The following is an 18012-nucleotide window of genomic DNA, read 5'->3' as shown; positions in this document are numbered from 1 at the left end:
GGCGCAGCCCCGCTCAACCGGAGACAGGGGCCTGCGCCGTATACTCCTCGGTTGCGCGCCGCGGCACCACGACCACGGGCACCGGCGAGTGCCGCATGATCTTCACGGCGTGCGAGCCCAGCGAGATCCGGGCGAGCGGCCCGAGGCTGCTCGACCCGACCAGCAGCACCTCCGCCGCACGCCAGTCGATCGCCCGCAGCGCCTCGTGCCAGCCCGCGCTGGCGCCGACCGCCACCGACACCGATGCCGGCCGCGCCTCGAAGCGCGAGATGTCGCCGAGCAACTGCCCGACCTCATCCCGGATCACCGACTCCCACTCCGCGATCACGCCGTCCTCGGCGTCGAGACCCACAGCGGCCGAGGCGTACGCCCGCGGGCGCGCGTGGAAGGACGCGATGCGGATCCCGCAGCCCGCCTCGGCCGCCACGGCCGCCGCGCCCAGCACCAGCTCGCCGGACGTCTCGGATCCGCTGTAGGCCGCGGTGATCCGCTCCAGGCGCGCGGAGTCCGCGACCGTATACCCGCGTGGCGCCACGGCCACCGGAACGCGCGCACCGTGCAGCAGTCCGGTCACCACGGAGCCGAGCGAGATCTCACCCGCCGGGCCCTCGCCCTTCGCGCCGACCACCAGCCGCATCGCGTCGTGCGCCTCGCACAGTTCCAACAGGCCGCGGCGCGCACTCGACGAGCGATGCACCAGGTACTCGGCCGCGAGATCGCCGGGCACGATCCCGCGCGCCTCGTCGAGCACGGACCGCGCCTCGGCGGACACGAACTCCTGGTACTCCCCGTCGACCACGCCGTGCGAGCGGTTGGGCGGCCACGCGGCCGAGTTGACCACCGCGACGACGAGCCGCCGGTCGTAGCTGCGCGCGAGCAGGGCGCCGAGCTGCAGCGGCCCCCGCAGCTCGTGACCCGGGGCGATGCCGACGACGATGCTCATCGCGGTTCTCCGTGCTGCGACGAATCGCGCGGGGTGGAATCGGGGCGGGCGGGATCGGATCCCGCACCGTCCGCCTCCGCACCCGCGAGCGCGTCGTGCCCCGTGCGCTCCTCAGCGGCGGCGTCCGACAGCCGGTATTTGCCGGGGCCCACCAGCACGATCATGCCGGTCCTGATCTGCTCGCCCAGCACCGAGTTCTTGCGCCCGGTGAACCACCACCACACCAGCACGAGCACGGTCCAGCCGAGGAACACGAAGATGGTGATGGGACGCAGATCCTTGATGATCCAGAGGCAGCCGATGATGGAGAGGATCGGGATCACGGGGTACAGCGGCACCCGGAACTTGCGCTCGAGATCGGGCTCGCGCTTGCGCAGCACCATGACCGCGATCGAGACCACGAGGAAGGCGGCGAGGGTGCCGATCGACGTCATCTCGGCGAGGAAGTTGATGGGCAGCACTCCCGCGAGGATCGACACCGCGATGGAGACGATGACGGTGTTGGCCACCGGCGTCATGGTGCGGGAGTTGACGCGCTGGAAGATCTTGGGCGCCATGCCGTCGCGCGACATCGCGAACAGGATGCGCGTCTGCCCGTAGAGCACCACGAGCGTGACGCTGAAGATCGAGATCACGGCGCCCGCGGCGACCACGGTGCCGGGCCAGGAGGCGCCGACGATGTTCTCGAGGATCGCGGACAGCCCCGCGGCCTGCCCCTCGAACTCTCCGGTGGCCTGGGCGCCCAGAGCGGTGAGCGCGACGAGCACGTAGACGCCGGTGACGATCACGAGCGCGGCGACGAGGGCGATGGGCAGATTGCGGCGCGGGTTCTTCGCCTCGTCGCCGGCGGTGGCGACGGCATCGAGGCCGACGAACGAGAAGAAGATGATGCCGGCGCCCGTCATGACACCCGCGAAGCCGAAGGGCGCGAAATCGGCGAAGTGGTCGGTGTTCCACCCGGTGACGCCGACGGCCACGAAGAAGAGCAGCACCGCGATCTTGATGAGCACCATGATCGTGTTGGCCACGACGGAGTGCGAGGTGCCGCGGATCAGCAGGAACATGCAGAGCATGATGAGGATGATCGCGGGCAGGTTGACGATGCCGCCCTCCTCCGGCGCGTAGAGCAGCGCGTGCGGCAGCTCGACGCCGAAGAGGTTGTTGATGAGCTGGTTCACGTACTGCGACCAGCCGACCGCCACGGCGGCCGTCGACACTCCGTACTCCAGCAGCAGGCACGCCGCCACGCCCATCGCGGGCAGCTCGCCGAGGGTGCTGTAGGCGTAGGAGTACGAGGATCCCGAGACCGGGACGCTGCTCGCCAGCTCGGCGTAGCAGAGCACGGAGAGGCCCGCCACGAGACCCGCGATGACGAACGACCAGATCACGGCGGGGCCGGCGATCGGCACGGCCTCGGAGAGGATGAAGAAGATGCCCGTACCGATCGTGCCGCCGACGCCGATCATGGTGAGCTGGAAGAGGCCGATGCTGCGCTTCAGCGTGCTGCCCTGCTCACCCCCGTCGCGGGGAACCGGCTTCACCCGGAAGAGCTGCTGCGTGAGTGTGCGTGCCATCGGTGTTCGACTTCCTTGTCTCTGGGGTCGTGGTTCTATGTTCTCATCCGCCGGGGCCCGGTGCCCCGCGGACCGGGATCCCGCTCAGTCGGCCCGCACCACGCGGAACCGGGCGACGCGGGGATCGATCGCGCCACGCACGTAGCCGGTGGGCGACGCGGCGACGGCCTGCAGGAACGCGACGGTCTCGGCGGTGATCTCCTCGCCGGGGATCACGTTCGGGATGCCGGGCGGGTAGGCGGCGAGCGTGTCGGCCGACACGCGACCGACGGCAGCAGCGGCGGGCACCACCTCGGTCGCCGCGAAGAAGCCGTCGCGCGGCATCATGCGCAGCGCGCCGGGGGCGGGCAGCGCGGGGAAGGATCCCGCCGCGGCGTTCGCGGCTCGTTCCTCCTGCGCGGCCTCCGAGTCGACGGCGGCGACCATCGAACGGTGTACCTGTTCGAGATCGGGCGTCTTGCCTGCGCCGATCACGGCGACGAGCGATGTGGCCGTCGACATCTCGAAGTGGATGCCGTCGACGTCGATGAGGCGCTGACGCAGCCAGTGCCCGCTCACGCCTGCGGCCGACACGTCGATGGGCACGCGCAGCAGGTCGGTCTCCACGACGTCGGCGAAGCGGTCGAAGTCGTCGCTCACCACGGCGAAGCGCGGGTCGTCGCGCAGCATCTCGCGGAAGCGGCGCGCGCCGTCGATCGACCGGCCGATCTGCGCCTCCCCGGTGGCGAGGGCGTGACGGGCGATGTCGAGCGACGCGCGCAGGATCGCGCTCGTCGACGTGGACGCGGTCATGGTGAAGGCCCGCTCGATGAGGGGCTCGAGGCGGTCGGCGAAGGGGCCGTGGCCCAGGTGCAGCATGGCCGACTGGGTGAGGGATCCCGCGAGCTTGTGCGTGCTCGAGATCACGAGGTCGGCGCCCAGTCGCGCGGGCGACTCGGGCAGCTCCGGGTGGAAGCCGAAGTGCGGGCCCCAGGCGCCGTCGACGATGAGCGGGGCGTCGTGCGCGTGGGCGACCTCCGAGAGCCCGCGCACGTCGGAGACCGAGCCGAAGTAGCTCGGCGAGATGATGTACACGGCCGCGGCGGGGCGCCCCTCGCGCTCGGCGCGGGTCAGCGCCTCGTCGAGCGCTGCGGGCGAGACGCCGTGGGCCATGCCGTGCCGCTCGTCGACCGAGGGGAAGACGAAATCGGGGATCAGTCCGGCCGCGAGCACCCCGTCGCTGAAGCTCGAGTGCGCGCTGCGCTGCGAGACGATGTGCGTCCCCAGTCCGCGGGCGGCGAGCGCGGCGGTGCGGTTGGCCTGCGAGGCGCCGTTGGTGAGGAACCAGGTGCGGCGAGCGCCCCAGGCCTCGGCCGCCAGCGCGAGCGAGCGATCGAGCGGCGAGTGCTCGCCGAGATCCACGTCGTCGATGAGCATGGGGATGTCGAGCTGCAGCGTGCGCTCCCCCAGGAAGTCGGCGAGGCGGCCGCTGATGCCGCGGTCGGTGCCGCCGTGCCCTGGCACCATGAGCTGCACGGGACCGCGTGCCACGTAGCGGTCCAGGGCGTCGGCGTACGGCGTCTCGGCGTGCCTGCGCCGGAAGGCCGCGCGGTCGTCGACGGGGCGCCCGGCTGCGGCGGCTCCGGTGACGGCGGTGACGGCGGTGGTGGCGTCGGCATACAGCATCCCTCCATGCTGGCGAGGCGCCCGGGGATGCGGAATCCCCGAGATGTCTCAGGAGTCACATATCATGTATGTGACTCGGATCGCCGGATCCCTCGCATACCCGGCACGGAAGGGGTGACGGCATGATCGACCTGCGTCAGCTCCAGGCGGTGCGCGCCGTGCACCGCGAGGGGTCGGTCACCCGCGCGGCGCGTCTGCTCGGATGGAGCCAGCCGACGGTCGACTACCACCTGCGCAACCTCGAACGGCTCGTCGGCGTCCCCGTGCTCCATCGCACGGCGCGCGGCAGCACGCTCACCCCGGTCGGGCACCTGCTGCTCGAGCGCGGGCAGGAGATCCTCACCCTCACGGACCGCACGCTCCGAGACGCACGTGATCTCGGCCGCATGGGGCAGGTGCGTCTGCGCTTCGGCACCTTCCCCACTGCAGCGGCGAAGCTGCTCCCGGCGATCGTGGCGCACGTGAACGAGCTCGGCATCGACATCGACGTCGTGCTCGAGGAGGTGAGCCCGCTCGTCGCCCGCGTCACCCGGCGCGATCTCGACGCGGCGCTGGTCTACTCCATGCCGGGGTACGAGCTCCCGTTCCGGCCCGACGTCGTGACCACTGAGGTGCTGCGGGATCCGCTCATGCTCGCACTGCCCGAGGACCATCCGCTCGCGGCGCGGGACGCCATCGATCTCCCCTCTCTGCTCGGCCTGCACGACGAGCGCTGGCTGCTCGCCACCTCCCGCAACGATCCGATGGACGAGATCGTGGTCCGCGCGTTCGCCGAGGCCGGCCACGCGCTCGACGTGACCATCCGCACCGACGATTTCCAGGTGATGCTCGGCATGGTCGCCGCGCACATGGCCATCAGCTTCATGCCCAAGCTCGCGAGCGGGCCCGTCCATCCCGGGGTCGCGCTGCGCCCGATCGAGGATCCGGCGTTCGTGCGCTCGGTGCTGCTCGCCGCGCCGGCCGAGGGGCCGGGCCGGCGCCCGTCGACGGCGGTGCGGCAGCTCGCGGCAGCGATCGGGCACGCCGTCGATGCGCTCGGCTAGCACCTGCAGCGATCCCTCGAGGCCGCATCCCGGCTTCGATCCGGTCCCGACGTTCCCGCGTCCGGAGACGGGATCCCGGGCACCGGTGCGGCTCACCCCGCGACGAGGCGCTCCTCGCGCACGGGATCGGCACCGCGTCCGTCGAGCGCGTCGATGTAGCGCAGCACGATCCCCTCGCGCAACGCCCACGGCGAGATGGTGAGCGTGTCGACCTCGAACACCTTCATTGCCGTGCGCAGCACGACGGCACCCGCCATGATCTGGTAGCCCCGCTCCGGGGTGATGCCCGGCAGGTACTCGCGCACCGATCCCGGCATGTCGCGCAGCGTCGGCTCCCACTCGCGCAGGCCCACGTAGTGCAGCTGCGCCAGGTCGCCCGTCACCGGATCGGCGGGCCCGCCGACGAGCCGCGCGAGCGAGCGGATGGTCTTCGAGGTGCCCACCACGCGCTTGGGCCTCGGGCGGTCCGCGAAGACCTCGTCGCGCACCCGGGTGAACTCGGCCCGCGCGTGCGCGCGCAGGCGCGACACCGCCTCGCGCGTGGGCGGATCCTCCGGCAGGTAGTTGATGGTGGATCGCCCGGCGCCGAGCGGCAGCGACACCTGCACGTCGGGGTACTCGTCGGCGCCCTGCGCGATCTCGAACGAACCGCCGCCGATGTCGAAGAGCAGGATCTCCCCCGCAGACCAGCCGAGCCACCGGCGCACGGCGAGCATCGTGATGCGCGCCTCGTCCTCGCCCGAGAGCACCCGCAGAGTCACGCCCGTCTCGCGGGTGATGCGCGCGAGCACCTCCTCGCCGTTCGCGGCCTCCCGGATCGCGCTCGTGGCCGTGGCGATCAGGTCGTCCACGCCGATCTCGCGCACCGTCTCGACCGACTCCCGGATCGCCTCGACGATGCGCTGCGCACCCTCCTCGACGATCGCCCCGTCTGCGTCGAGGTAGCGCATCAGCCGCAGCACCGATCGTTGCGAATGGTAGGGCACGGGGCTCGCGCCGGGGTGGGCGTCGACCACCAGCAGGTGGACGGTGTTGGATCCGACGTCGATCACTCCGAGGCGCATGGGGAGATTCTAGTCGGGCGTGGGGGCCCGGCGCCGTCGCGGGGCGCGCCCCTCCCTCAGTACGCCGCGTCTGCGGAGTCCCCTGCGGGATCCGCCGCGGGATCGTCTGCGGGATCCGCCGCCGGATCCGCCGCCGGCTCCTCCCACGAGGCGAGGATCGCGGCGGTGCCCGACACCCCGAAGCGCGTCGCGCCGGCCGCCCACAGCTCGCGCACGGCGGCCGCGGTGCGGATCCCGCCCGACGCCTTCACGCCGAGCCCGCCCCCGACGGTCGCCGCCATGAGGCGCACCGCGTGCACGCTCGCTCCGCCCGCCGCGTCGAAGCCCGTCGAGGTCTTCACGAAGTCGGCGCCCGCGGCCTCGGCGGCCCGGCAGGCGCCCACGATCTGCTCGTCGCTCAGCGCGGCCGACTCGATGATCGTCTTGAGCACGCGCCCCGGGCAGGCCGACCGCACGGCGCGGATCTCGTGCTCGACGCCGGCCCAGTCCCCCGCGCGCACGAGCCCGCGATCCAGCACCATATCGATCTCGTGCGCTCCGTCGGCGATGGCCCGTGCCGCCTCGGCCGTCTTGCTGCCGGGGCGATGGGCGCCGCTCGGAAATCCGACGACCGTGACGACCTCGAGCTCGCCGAGCATTCCCGCACCGACCGGCAGCAGCGACGGGCTGATGCACACGCGCGCGACACCGAGGGCACGGGCATCGGCGAGGAAGGCCTGCAGTTCGACCCTCGTGGTGCCCGGGGCGAGCAGGGTGTGATCGGCCGCGGAGAGGAACTGGGACGGGGTGAGGGCGGCGTCTGAGGTCATGCAGTCCAGGCTAGCCACTGCTGTCGCAGCACGGCCGCAGCGGCTCGGGCGCGTCCGTGGAGAGGCGCGCGAGCCCGGTGCTCAAGCCGTGCGGCGGCGCAGCGTGCCCGACGCGAGCAGCAGCGCGGCGGCGGCGAACACGCCGACGACGAGCAGCGGGCCCGCCACGTCCCACGCCTCTCCGCCGCCGGTGACCGCCTCCATCGCGTCGATCGCGTGGCTCAGCGGCAGCCAGTCGGAGACGGCGGTGAGCACGTCCGGCATCTGGTCGCGCGGCATGAACACTCCTCCGAGGATGATCTGCGGGAACACGAGCACCGGCATCCACTGCACGGCCTGGAACTCGGTCTGCGCGAAGGCGCTCGTCAGCAGCCCGAGCGCGGTGCCCAGCAGCGCATCGACGATCGCCACGAGCGCCAGCTGCCACACCGGCCCGGTCACCTCCAGCCCGCACACGAGCACAGCGAAGCCGACCGTCACGACGGCCTGCACGAGGGCGAGCAGCCCGAATGCGAGCGCGTAGCCGAGGATGAACTGCCACTTGCCGAGCGGCGTCGTCATGAGCCGCTCGAGCGTGCCCGAGCGCCGCTCGCGCAGCGTGGTGATCGACGTGATGAGGAACATCACGATGAACGGGAAGAGGGCGAGGATCGCGCCGCCGACGCGGTCGAAGACGCCCTCCTGATCGCTGAAGAGCCAGGCGAAGAGCCCCACGAGCATGCTGGGCGCGATGAGCAGCAGCATGACGGAGCGCGGATCGTGGCGCAGCTGCATCAGCACGCGAGCGGCGGTGGCGAGGGTCGGTGAAGGGCTCATCTCCCGGCCTCCGCCCGGTCGGCGGGAGGATCCTGCGCCGGGCGACCGCCGGCCGCGCGCTCCGGCGCCACGAGCGCGAGGAATGCGGCTTCGGGGTCGCGCGCCCCCGTCTCGGCGAGCAGGCGATCCGGCGTCGTATCGGCGACGATGCGCCCGTCGCGCATGAGCAGCAATCGATCGCAGTGCAGCGCCTCGTCCATCACGTGGCTCGAGACGAGCATCGTGATGCCCTGCCGCGCGAGCCCGGCGAACAGATCCCACAGGTCCGCGCGGATCACCGGGTCGAGACCGACCGTCGGCTCGTCGAGCACGAGCAGCCGAGGCTCACCGACGAGCGCGACGGCGAGCGAGACGCGCGTCACCTGGCCCCCGCTCAGCGAGGCGACCAGCTGCTCGGCCTGCTCCCCGAGCCCGACGCGCTCGATCAGGCGCTCTGCCGCGGCACGACTCGCGCCGACGAGCGCTCCGAAGTAGCGCACGTTCTGGCGCACGGTGAGATCGCCGTAGACCGCGGCGCCCTGCGTGCCGTAGGCCACGACGCGGCGCAGCGGTCGGGATCCGGCCGTCTCGCCGAACACGCGCACCGTTCCCGAGCGGAGCTTCTGCGCACCGACGATCGCGCGCATGAGCGTCGTCTTGCCGCACCCGGAGGGCCCGAGCAGGCCGACGATCGCGCCGCGCGGGATCTCGACGTCGATGCCGTCGAACACGGTCGTGCGGCCGCGGCGCACGTGCAGATCCCGGATCTCCACCGCGGGACCGGGTTCTGCACCCGGCGGTGCACCCGCGGGCCCGCTGCCGGGCTCCGCCGCGTGGGCGCCGCTCGAACTATTCATCATGCAATGAATTTAGGTCGCGGCGGTCCCCGCGTCAACCCTCGTCCGCCGGGCAACTCGGCGGCGCGGCCGACCCGCCGGCGGCTCACTCGAAGAGGTACCGCTGCACCGTCGGGCCGATCCGGGCCACCAGCTCATCGATGGGCGCGTCGGCGAGCACCCCCAGTCGCAGCACGTAGCGCGTCATCAGCAGTCCCCCGATCTGCGACGCTGCGAGCGAGGCGCGCAGCTCGCCGTCGGCGACGTCGAGGTGCGCAGCGATCCGGGACAGCAGTTCCCGGGAGAGGAACCCCACGAGCACGGGGGCGCCGAGCTTGCCGCCGACCGCCGCGCGCAACAGCATCACGCCGCGTCGACGCACCTCGTCGCGCTCGAACGACTCGAGCACGAACCGCACCACGCGCGCGCCCACCTCGTCCCGCGGGCCGGCGAGAATGGCCGGCACCGCGACATCCGGTCGCAGCGGCATGCCCGCGGCCTCGGCGAAGAGGTCGGCCTTGGTGCCGAAGTAGTGGTGCACCAGCGCCGAGTCGACACCGGCGCGCTCGGCGATGGAGCGGATCGTGGCGCCCTCGTAGCCGCGCTCGCCGAACTCCTCGACGGCTGCGGCGATGATCCGCATGCGCGAATCGGATCCGCCCTTCGGCCTCCCGCGCCCTCTCGATGTCGCCATGCCGCCCACTCTACCGAGCGTCAGACGGCCCCGACATCCTCGGTCTCCACGGTCCGGGTCGGCATATTCGCGCCGTCGGCCGGGGGGCTCGCGGCCGCCGGGGACTCGATCTGAGACTGCCGAGCCGGGCTGCCGGCGCTGCCGGCGCTTCCGGCGCTTCCGGCGCTGGAGCCGCTCCCGGCACGCACCGCGCTGAGGCGTCGCCGACGGTCGCTCGTGCGGGCGAGATCCCGACGCAGACGGCGGTCGCCGTGGTACAGGATCGCCTGCCAGTTGACCTGCGCCTCTCCGTCCGCGGTGCGGCCCCGCTCGGCCTTCACCGGCTTGACCGGAACGTAGAGCCACCCGACGACCCCGAGCACGGCGTCGACGATCGAGGCGCGCACGCCGATGTAGGAGACGGTGGCCCACGTCGCCATCACCGCGTTGAAGCCGGCGAAGGCCGCGTTGCCCCAGTTGCCGACGGTGAAGTCCCGCCAGGCGGTGAGCGCCGAGAAGCCGATGATCAGATACGGGATCACCACGTACAGCGCGGGTGCGGCCGTGCGCCCGGTGACCTTCGGGGTGCGCGCGAACGGGATCTTCTCGCCCGTCACCCCCTGCTGCATCGACTTCAGCACCCCCGCGAGGTTCACCGGGAGCAGCACGAGATTGAAACCGTAGATACGGAAGATATCGCCGTAGCGGTGCCCGCTGGCGCGCAGGTCGAGCCCCATCGACAGGAAGTAGGGCAGCGCCGCCGCGATCACGAGCGGGCTCAGCAGCCGCGAGTCGAAGGGGAAGAACAGGAGGAAGATCAGGCCGAAGCTCGCCCACGAGAGCGAAGCCATGTAGTTCGTGCGCAACATGCGCTCGGTCATGCGCACCCGCGCGGGCGTCCCCCGCCTGATCCGGATCATCTCGAGCATCTTCGGCATGATCAGCAGGCCGCCGTTCGCCCACCGTCGCCGCTGCACGATGAGCGACCCGAAGTCGGGCGGCGTCGCGCTGTAGCTCAGACGCTCGGGGTAGTTCTCGAGGCTCCAGCCGTGCACGCCGAGATCGATGCTCGACTCGGTGTCCTCGATGACCGTGCGATCCTGCACGTAGGTCGTGATCTCGAAGCCGCCGACGGTCTCGGTGACCGCGATGTCGGCGAGCGCCTCCTTGCGGATCACCGCGTTGGCGCCGACCCAGAAGGTCGCGTTGAAGTACGTGAGTCCCTGGTGCTGGATGTGCTGCAAATCGGTCGTGGCGCCCGCGATGCGCTCGATACGGGTGGGCGCGCCCCTGAACGAGGAGTAGGGGGTCTGTGTCACGGCGACCCGCGAGTTCTCCGGCTGCTCGAGCAGGTAGACGAGGCGCAGGCAGTAGTCCCGCAGCAGCTGCGAGTCGGCGTCGAGCGTCAGCAGGTACCTGCTGTCGGGGATCACCAGATCGGCGTCGCCGCTCTCGTGCTGTGCGAGCTCTTCGAGCAACCGCTCCCCCGTCTCGCTCGACACGCGGTAGCTGTGCCCCATCAGCGAGATGTAGGAATTGAGGTTCATCGCCTTGTTGGGCTCCTGCGAGAGCGAGGCGTAGCGCTTGCGCTCGAAGCTGTCCATGTCGGCGTCGAAGATCCACACGAGCCGCCGGTGCAACTGCTCCAGCCGCTCGCGATCCGGGGAGGTGCCCTGCTCGGAGGCGGCGTTGAGCGCCAGGCGGGTGAGCCTGAGGTCGTTCGAGAGCCCGAGGAGCACCTGCTCGGCGAAGAACTCCGACATGTGGTCGTGGATCGCTTCCTCGGCCGCGAACCGGTCGAGCCAGGCCGCCGCTTCGCCGTAGGCGTCCGCCGCCCGCTTCGCATCCTCCGGCGTCGGTCGCTCCGGCGTACGCGTCTGGAACTCGTCGAGCGCCCGCAGTGCGGCCGCCAACGGCTCCTGCAACGCCTCCGAGATCTCCGGCAGCAGCGAGCGGGTGCGCTGCAGCCGCTCGAGTGCCGCGCCGGTCAGCCCCTCTTCGCGATCGTCGAGCAGCAGGACCACGCGCACGGCGGGGAACTCCTGCAGCGCGGCCGACCAGAGCGTGTAGCGCACCACCTCCGGTTCCTCGTCGTAGCTCGGGATGAGCACGGTCACGGTGGAGTCCGAGTCGGCGAAGTGGCTGTCGAGGAGCGCCCGCTCCACGCGTCGGTGCTCCCTGAAACGCACGAGTGCTCCGTACCGCGCGGTGAGGTACATGACGGCGGAGAATGTCAGGGCCGTCACCGTCAACCCGTAGATCCAGGTCTGCACGTGGAAGGCGAACGACTCCCGCGGCCCCTCGATCGACATGCGCATGATCGTGGTCACCATGTACGCGAACCACGACACCACGGTGATCGCGATCGCCGCTCGCGCCCAGACCACCGCCGCCGCGCTCGGGCGGGAGTGCATGATCGCGAGCGGTTCGGCGCGCCGCTCCGCGCCCCACTGTCGACGACGCGTGCTTTCGCGCGCCGCAGATTCCCCATTCACCGGTGTCGACACCAGTTGCCTCCCCATTGAGAACGGCCACAGCCATTCATGCTCACGCCCCGGAGCTGCGCTCTCCGAAGGCTGACGTCGAGAACTTCGAGTTCCCACCTGTCCTATAGCATAGCTATGTCGCGACGATCGATGGGCGCTCGCGGGATTTTCGGGGACGGGGAGTGTATGGCGAAGTGGTTTCCGGGACGGCGGCTCTCGTGGCTCAGACTGAGCGTGCTCGTGGTGGTGATCTCGGGACTCGTCGGCGGCAGCCTCTACGGCTGGACGCGATGGCAGGACGAGCGCACCGCAACCGAGCGGGAGCACTGGTTCGATGCCTACGTCGACGTCACCGCGACGCCGAGCTACGCCTTCGAATCCCCAGACACCGACGAGCAGCGCAACGTGGTGCTCGCGTTCATCGTGGCCTCGCACGACGACGTCTGCGCACCGGCATGGGGCGGCGTGTATCAGCTCGATGAGGCCGAGAGTGCGCTGGACCTCGATCGCCGACTGGCTCGACTCCGCCTGCTCGGCGGATCGGCGATGGTGTCGTTCGGCGGCCAGGCCAACTCCGATCTCTCGCTCACCTGCCAGGATCACGACGCGCTCGTGGACGGATACGCCAGTGTGGTCGAGCGCTACGAGCTCGGAAGCATCGACATGGACATCGAAGGCGGACTGCTCGCAGACGAAGAGGCGGTCACCCGCCAGGCCGCCGCCATCGCCGATGTCCAGGACTCCCGCCGACCCGACGGGGGCCTCGATGTCTGGCTGACGCTGCCGGTCGCGCCGGATGGGCTCACCTTCGAGGGCCTGCGCACGGTGCGCACGTATCTGGCCGCGGGGGTCGATCTCGCCGGGATCAACGCGATGACCATGAACTACAACTCCGGCTCGAGCAGGAGCCTGATCGCGACGATCGAGGACAGCCTCGAGGCTGTGCAGGGCCAGATCCGCTCGCTCTACCAGGAGGTCGGCGCGCCCATCGGCGACGCCACCGCGTGGAGCCGGGTGTCGGCCACCCCGATGATCGGGCAGAACGACGTGCGGAACGAGGTGTTCGGCCTTGCCGATGCCCAGCGCCTCGCCGAGTTCGCCGCGGAGCGCGGCATGGTGCGCATGTCCATGTGGTCGCAGAATCGTGACCGCCAGTGCGGCGGAAACTGGCCCGATCCGAAGGTGATCTCCGACTCGTGCAGCGGGGTCGATCAGAAAGTCGGCGAGTTCGCGAACACGCTGCGCACAGAGCGCCCCGGCGAGATCAGCCAGTTCGCGGAGGCGGTGCCCGTGCGGCCGGACGAGATCCCCGAGGACGACCCCGAGACGAGTCCCTACCCCATCTGGAACACCGATGCGGCCTATCCGGCCGACACCAAGGTCGTGTGGCACCGGAGCGTCTACGAGGCCAAGTGGTGGACGCAGGGCGAGCAGCCGGACATGCCGGTCGAGAGCGGGGCCCAGCCGTGGCGTCTGCTCGGCCCGGTGCTTCCGGGAGAGACGCCGGTGGATCGGCCGGAGCTCCCCGAGGATGCGTATCCGGCCTGGCAGAAATCCACGGAGTACGAGCGGGGAAGCCACGTCGTCTTCGCCGGTACCGGCTACGTGGCGAAGTGGTGGACACAGGGTGACAGCCCCGACGCGGCGCTCGTTCGGCCCGACGATTCCCCGTGGCGCCAGCTCACCGATGCCGAGGTGCTCGCCGTGCTCGGCGGCGACGAGGATCCGGAGGACCCGTCGGGCGAGTGATCGGCCCGACGCACGGCGGGCGGGCGGCGGCGCAGCGGTCGCCCACGGCCGACGCGGACGGACGTGCGGCCCGCTCGCACGCCTGACGCGAGCGGCCCGCACGGTTCACGACAGCGGGCCGACCCGCTCCACGCGCACGACGGGCTCGCCCTCGGCCTCGGAGGCCGCGAGGTCGACCGCGCCCTCGATCCCCCAGTCCCGATCCCCCTGCGGATCGAGCAGCACCTGACGGAAGCGCCACACTCCTGCCGCGACCGCCTCGGCGCCGCGGTCGATCTCGAGCAGGCCCGGCGCACGCGCGTCGGCGTCGATGCGGATCTCGTCGTACTCGGTGAAGTAGCCGGCGAGCGCGTCGCGCCACCGCTGCTCCCCGAATCCGGATGCGGTCGCCCCTCCGAGCGCCGCGGCGTGCTGGCCGTCGAGCTCGGCCAGTTCGTCGTAGCGCTCGAACGCAGCGGCCTGCACCCTTCGGAAGAGCGCGTTGCGCAGCATCACCAGGAATGCGCGCTGATTGGTGAGCACGGATCGCGTCGGCGGCGCGGCGACCTCGCCCTCCCCGCCGAGCCCGAGCAGCTCTCGCGCTCGCCGATGCGCCTCGGGATCCGGGTGCGCGAGTTCTTCCCACTCGTCGATGAGGCTCGAGTCGACCTGCCGCACCAGTTCGCCGAGCCAGTCGATGAGCTCCTCGAGCTCCGGGGTCTTCGAGTGCTCGGGCACGGTGCGCTCGATGGCGCGATAGGCATCGCTGAGGTAGCGCAGCACCGTACCCTCGGCACGACCGAGCTGGTAGAACGAGACGAGGTCGCGGAAGCCGAATGCGCGCTCGATCATGTCGCGCACCACCGACTTGGGTCGCAGCTCGTAGTCGCGCGCCCACGGCACCTCGCGGGCGTACTCGTGGAACGCTTCGTCGAGCAGCCCCTTCAGGGGCTGAGGGTGGGTCACCTCTTCGAGGCGCTCCATGCGCTCGTCGTACTCGATGCCCTCGGCCTTCATCGCGGCAACCGCTTCTCCGCGCGCACGGTGTTCCTGGGCGCGCAAGATCGCACGCGGGTTCTCGAGCGTCGCCTCGATGATGGAGATGACGTCGAGGGCGTAGTCGACGGATTCGGGATCGAGCAGCTCGATCGCCGCGAGCGCGAAGGGCGAGAGCGGCTGGTTGAGCGCGAAGTTCGCCTGCAGTTCGACGGTGAGGCGCAGCCGGCGCTCCCCGCGCGCGTCCTCGTGCACCTCGACGATGCCGCCGCGGCGCAGCGTGCGGAAGATCTCGATGGCCGTGCGGGCGTGCGCGTACTGGGCGGCACGCGGTTCGTGGCTGTCGAACACGAGGGTGCGCATGGTGGCCAGCGCCTCGCCCTCGTGCTCCTCGCCCCGTCCGATCACACCGAGCACCATCGCGTGCGTGACGCGCATGCGGCTGACCAGGGGCTCTGGCTGAGCGGCGACGAGCTTCTCGAGCGTCTGCTCGCTCCAGGCGATGAAGCCCTGGGGCGGCGCCTTCTTCTTGGCCGGCTTCGCCTTCTTGCCGCCCCCAGCCCCTGCCGCCTTGGCAGCGGCCTTCGCGGAGGCCTTGGCGTTCTCGATCTCGTGCTCCGGGGCCAGGGCGATCACGTCGCCCTCGGTGTCGAACCCGGCACGACCGGCACGGCCGGCGATCTGGTGAAACTCTCGTGCCGAGAGCCGCCGCATCTTCTCGCCGTCGAACTTCGTGAGCGCGGTGATGACGACGGTGCGGATGGGCACATTGATGCCGACGCCGAGCGTGTCCGTGCCGCAGATGACGCGCAGCAGGCCGCGCTGGGCGAGCTGCTCCACCAGTCGGCGGTACCGCGGGAGCATGCCCGCGTGATGCACCCCGATGCCGCCGCGCACGAGCCGGGAGAGGGTGGTGCCGAAGCCGGTGGAGAATCGGAAGCCGCCGATCGCCTCGGCGATCTCGTCGCGCCCGGCTCGGTCGACGATGCGGATGCTCGCGAGCGCCTGCGCCTGTTCGACCGCGTGGGACTGGTTGAAGTGCACGAGATAGGCGGGCGTCTCCCGATCCTCGACCAGCTGTTCGACCACCTCGTGCACCGGCGCGACGCGGTAGGCGAAGCTGAGCGGGACCGGCCGTTCGACGCCCGTGACGAGCGCGGTGTCGCGCCCCGTGCGCCGCGTGAGATCTGCGGCGAGCTCCGTCACGTCGCCCAGCGTGGCCGACATCAGCAGGAACTGAGCCTCGTGCATCAGCAGCAGCGGCACCTGCCACGCCCAGCCGCGCTCGGGTTCGGCGTAGAAGTGGAACTCGTCCATCACCACCTGCGTCACGCCGCCGGCTGTGCGATCGCGAATGGCGAGATTCGCGAGGATCTCAGCGGTGCAGCAGAGGATCGGGGCCTCCGAGTTGATCGAGGTGTCGCCGGTCACCATGCCGACGTTCTCGGCCCCGAACACCTCGACCAGATCGAAGAACTTCTCGCTGACGAGCGCCTTGATCGGGGCGGTGTAGACCGTGCGGCGCCCCTCGGCGAGCGCGATGAAGTGCGCGCCCATCGCCACGAGCGACTTGCCCGTGCCCGTCGGCGTGGCCAGGATCACGTTGCTGCCGAGGGCGATACCGAGGATCGCCTCCTCCTGCGCGGGGTAGAGCCGCAGGCCGCGATCCTCCCACGCCCACTCCTCGAAGGCGGCGAACGCCTCGTCGGCCTCGTCGAAGGAGCCGGCGTCGAGGATCGATCCCAGATTCATGCGCGCGTGTTCCGTTCTGCTCGCCCGTCGGCAGCGGCGCCGGCGCCGGCGCCGGCGCCGGCCTCGAGTTCGGCGAACTTGGCCGCCATGGTCGGGTTCTTGCGGGTGAGCTTCTTGATCGTGACGCCCTGCGCCTTGTCGTTCGCCAGACGCAGGTTGCGCTCGGAGCCCAGCAGCTCGTCCTTCACCTTCTGCAGCCTGGCGATCGCCTTGTCGATCTCGTCGATCGCGCTGTGGAACTTTCGCGACGCCAGCTCGTAGTTGCGCCCGAAGGCGCCCTTGAACGCGTCGAGCTCGTCCTCGAAGTTCGTGATGTCGATGTTCTGCGCCCGCACCTGCTCGAGTTCGGCCTTGTAGGTGAGGGCGTTGAGCGCGCCGTTGCGCAGGAGCGTGATGAGGGGCAGGAAGAACTGCGGGCGCACGACGTACATCTTGGGGAACCGGTGCGAGACGTCGACGATGCCGTCGTTGTAGTAGTCGCTGTCGGGCTCGAGCAGCGAGACGAGCACCGCGTACTCGCACCCCTTCTCCGTGCGGTCCTTGTCGAGTTCTCGCAGGAAGTCCTCGTTCCGCTTCTTCGTGGCGGTGGTATCGGCCTCGTTCTTCATCTCGAACATGATCGAGACGATCTCGATGCCCTCGGGATCGTAGTCGCGGAAGATGTAGTCGCCCTTGCTGCCGGAGCTCGCGTCGTTGTCCTTCTCGAAGTAGGCGTTCGGGAACGCCATCGCCCGGGAGCGGTTGAAGGTGTTCTCGCAGTGCAGCTCGAGCGTCTCCCCGATCATCTTCGTCGACAGCCGCGCCTTCATGTCGCGCAGCCGCTCGATCTCGACCTCGCGGTCCTGCAGCTGGGTCTCGTATCGCTCCTTCAGCGCCTGCTCGGCGAGCCGCTTCTCCAGCTCGGCCCGGGCCAGCCCGCTCTGCAGCTCATCGCGCTCGCGCTCGACCGCGCCCACGGCCTCGGCGAGCGCCAGCCGCTGAGCGAGTTCGACGGATTCCAGCTTCGCCCGCAGCTCCTGCAGCTGCGCGTCCTTCGCCGCGGCCGCCCGCTGCAGCTCGGCCGCCAGCTTCGCCTCGGCCAGTTCACCCGCGGCCTGCGAGTCCTGCCGAGCCTGCTCCAGCTCGTTCGCGAGCGCGTCGCGCTCCTTCTCCACGGTGCCGAGGGCCTCGGCGACGGCGAGCCGCTGCGCGGTCGCACCCGCGTCGAGTTCGGCGCGCAGATGCTGGATCTCGGCGTCCTTCGCGGCGGCCGCGCGCTCGAGCTCGGCCGCGGCGGCGGTCTTCGCCAGCTCGAGCGCGTTCAGCTTGTCCCGCTCCGCGAGCTCGAGGCGCTCGTGCAGCTGCTGCTCAAACTCGCTGTCGCGCACCTGTTTGAGGATCTCGGCGTAGCCCGCCTCGTCGACGGCGAACGCCCTCCCGCAGTGCGGGCAGTTGATCTCGTGCATCGGGGCCTCCTCCTGAACTCGCGGCGCGACCCTTCAACCCTGGCACAGACCTCGGACATCGGTGTCGATCGGCGCCACGGCCGATCCCGCGCCGCCCGTGCAGGAGAAAGCCAGTCATGCAGGAGGCATCCGCGATTGCCCTCCTGCGGGAACGGTTTTCTCCTGCGTAAGCGGCGGCAGCAGGGCAGGGCAGGGCAGGGCAG

Annotated in this window: 13 protein-coding genes; 2 read left to right on the top strand and 11 right to left on the bottom strand. The window is 70.7% G+C overall.

The genetic code is table 11. The features are described 5' to 3' along the window. Positions 1-13: 13 nt before the first annotated feature. The 3 genes from EVS81_RS14085 to EVS81_RS14075 all read right to left on the bottom strand — a co-directional run bounded on the left by EVS81_RS14085 (position 14) and on the right by EVS81_RS14075 (position 4182). Complete coding sequence (locus tag EVS81_RS14085; RefSeq protein ID WP_130110928.1) at positions 14-943, bottom strand: universal stress protein; 930 nt, start codon at positions 941-943, stop codon at positions 14-16. After that, a complete protein-coding gene (locus EVS81_RS14080) occupies positions 940-2517 on the bottom strand; it encodes an amino acid permease (protein ID WP_240739868.1) in 1578 nt (525 codons plus the stop codon). Before EVS81_RS14080 ends, EVS81_RS14085 begins: the two co-directional genes overlap by 4 nt. A gap of 84 nt (positions 2518-2601) precedes the next feature. Next, complete coding sequence (locus EVS81_RS14075) at positions 2602-4182, bottom strand: aminotransferase class I/II-fold pyridoxal phosphate-dependent enzyme (protein WP_130110927.1); 1581 nt, start codon at positions 4180-4182, stop codon at positions 2602-2604. Between the two features lie 122 nt (positions 4183-4304). Between EVS81_RS14075 and EVS81_RS14070 the strand changes: the two genes are divergently transcribed. Continuing rightward, positions 4305-5225: a LysR family transcriptional regulator gene (locus tag EVS81_RS14070; protein WP_130110926.1), complete on the top strand. Its 921-nt coding sequence runs from the start codon at positions 4305-4307 to the stop codon at positions 5223-5225. Between the two features lie 92 nt (positions 5226-5317). On the opposite strand, the gene EVS81_RS14065 is transcribed toward EVS81_RS14070, so the two are convergent. From EVS81_RS14065 to EVS81_RS14040, 6 genes are all read right to left on the bottom strand, one after another. Further along, the gene (locus tag EVS81_RS14065; protein ID WP_130110925.1) at positions 5318-6289 is read right to left on the bottom strand and encodes a Ppx/GppA phosphatase family protein; all 972 of its coding nucleotides are present in this window, start codon (positions 6287-6289) and stop codon (positions 5318-5320) included. Positions 6290-6345: 56 nt separating this feature from the next. Continuing rightward, a complete protein-coding gene (deoC, locus tag EVS81_RS14060) occupies positions 6346-7098 on the bottom strand; it encodes a deoxyribose-phosphate aldolase (RefSeq protein ID WP_130110924.1) in 753 nt (250 codons plus the stop codon). Positions 7099-7179: 81 nt separating this feature from the next. Next, a complete protein-coding gene (locus EVS81_RS14055; RefSeq protein ID WP_130110923.1) occupies positions 7180-7914 on the bottom strand; it encodes an ABC transporter permease in 735 nt (244 codons plus the stop codon). Beyond that, positions 7911-8753, bottom strand: coding sequence for an ABC transporter ATP-binding protein (locus EVS81_RS14050; protein WP_240739867.1), 843 nt, complete (start codon positions 8751-8753; stop codon positions 7911-7913). Before EVS81_RS14050 ends, EVS81_RS14055 begins: the two co-directional genes overlap by 4 nt. Positions 8754-8835: 82 nt before the next feature. Then, entirely contained in the window at positions 8836-9423 is a 588-nt protein-coding gene (locus EVS81_RS14045; RefSeq protein WP_205879345.1) for a TetR/AcrR family transcriptional regulator, read from the bottom strand. A gap of 20 nt (positions 9424-9443) precedes the next feature. Beyond that, a complete protein-coding gene (locus EVS81_RS14040; protein WP_240739866.1) occupies positions 9444-11816 on the bottom strand; it encodes a glycosyltransferase family 2 protein in 2373 nt (790 codons plus the stop codon). 258 nt (positions 11817-12074) lie between these two features. On the opposite strand from EVS81_RS14040, the gene EVS81_RS14035 reads away from it, so the two are divergent. After that, positions 12075-13637 carry a chitinase gene (locus tag EVS81_RS14035; RefSeq protein WP_165384276.1) on the top strand — a complete coding sequence of 521 codons (1563 nt, stop codon included), beginning with the start codon at positions 12075-12077 and terminating at the stop codon, positions 13635-13637. A gap of 105 nt (positions 13638-13742) precedes the next feature. On the opposite strand, the gene EVS81_RS14030 is transcribed toward EVS81_RS14035, so the two are convergent. Continuing rightward, on the bottom strand, positions 13743-16364 hold the full coding sequence (locus EVS81_RS14030) for a DEAD/DEAH box helicase (RefSeq protein WP_130110920.1): 2622 nt from the start codon (positions 16362-16364) through the stop codon (positions 13743-13745). Then, a complete protein-coding gene (locus EVS81_RS14025; protein WP_130110919.1) occupies positions 16361-17809 on the bottom strand; it encodes a DUF2130 domain-containing protein in 1449 nt (482 codons plus the stop codon). The genes EVS81_RS14030 and EVS81_RS14025 overlap by 4 nt, the downstream gene beginning before the upstream one ends. Positions 17810-18012 lie beyond the last annotated feature (203 nt).

It is taken from the genome of Leucobacter triazinivorans, assembly GCF_004208635.1.
GTDB lineage: Bacteria > Actinomycetota > Actinomycetes > Actinomycetales > Microbacteriaceae > Leucobacter > Leucobacter triazinivorans.
This window is presented reverse-complemented; position numbering and strand designations above follow the sequence as displayed.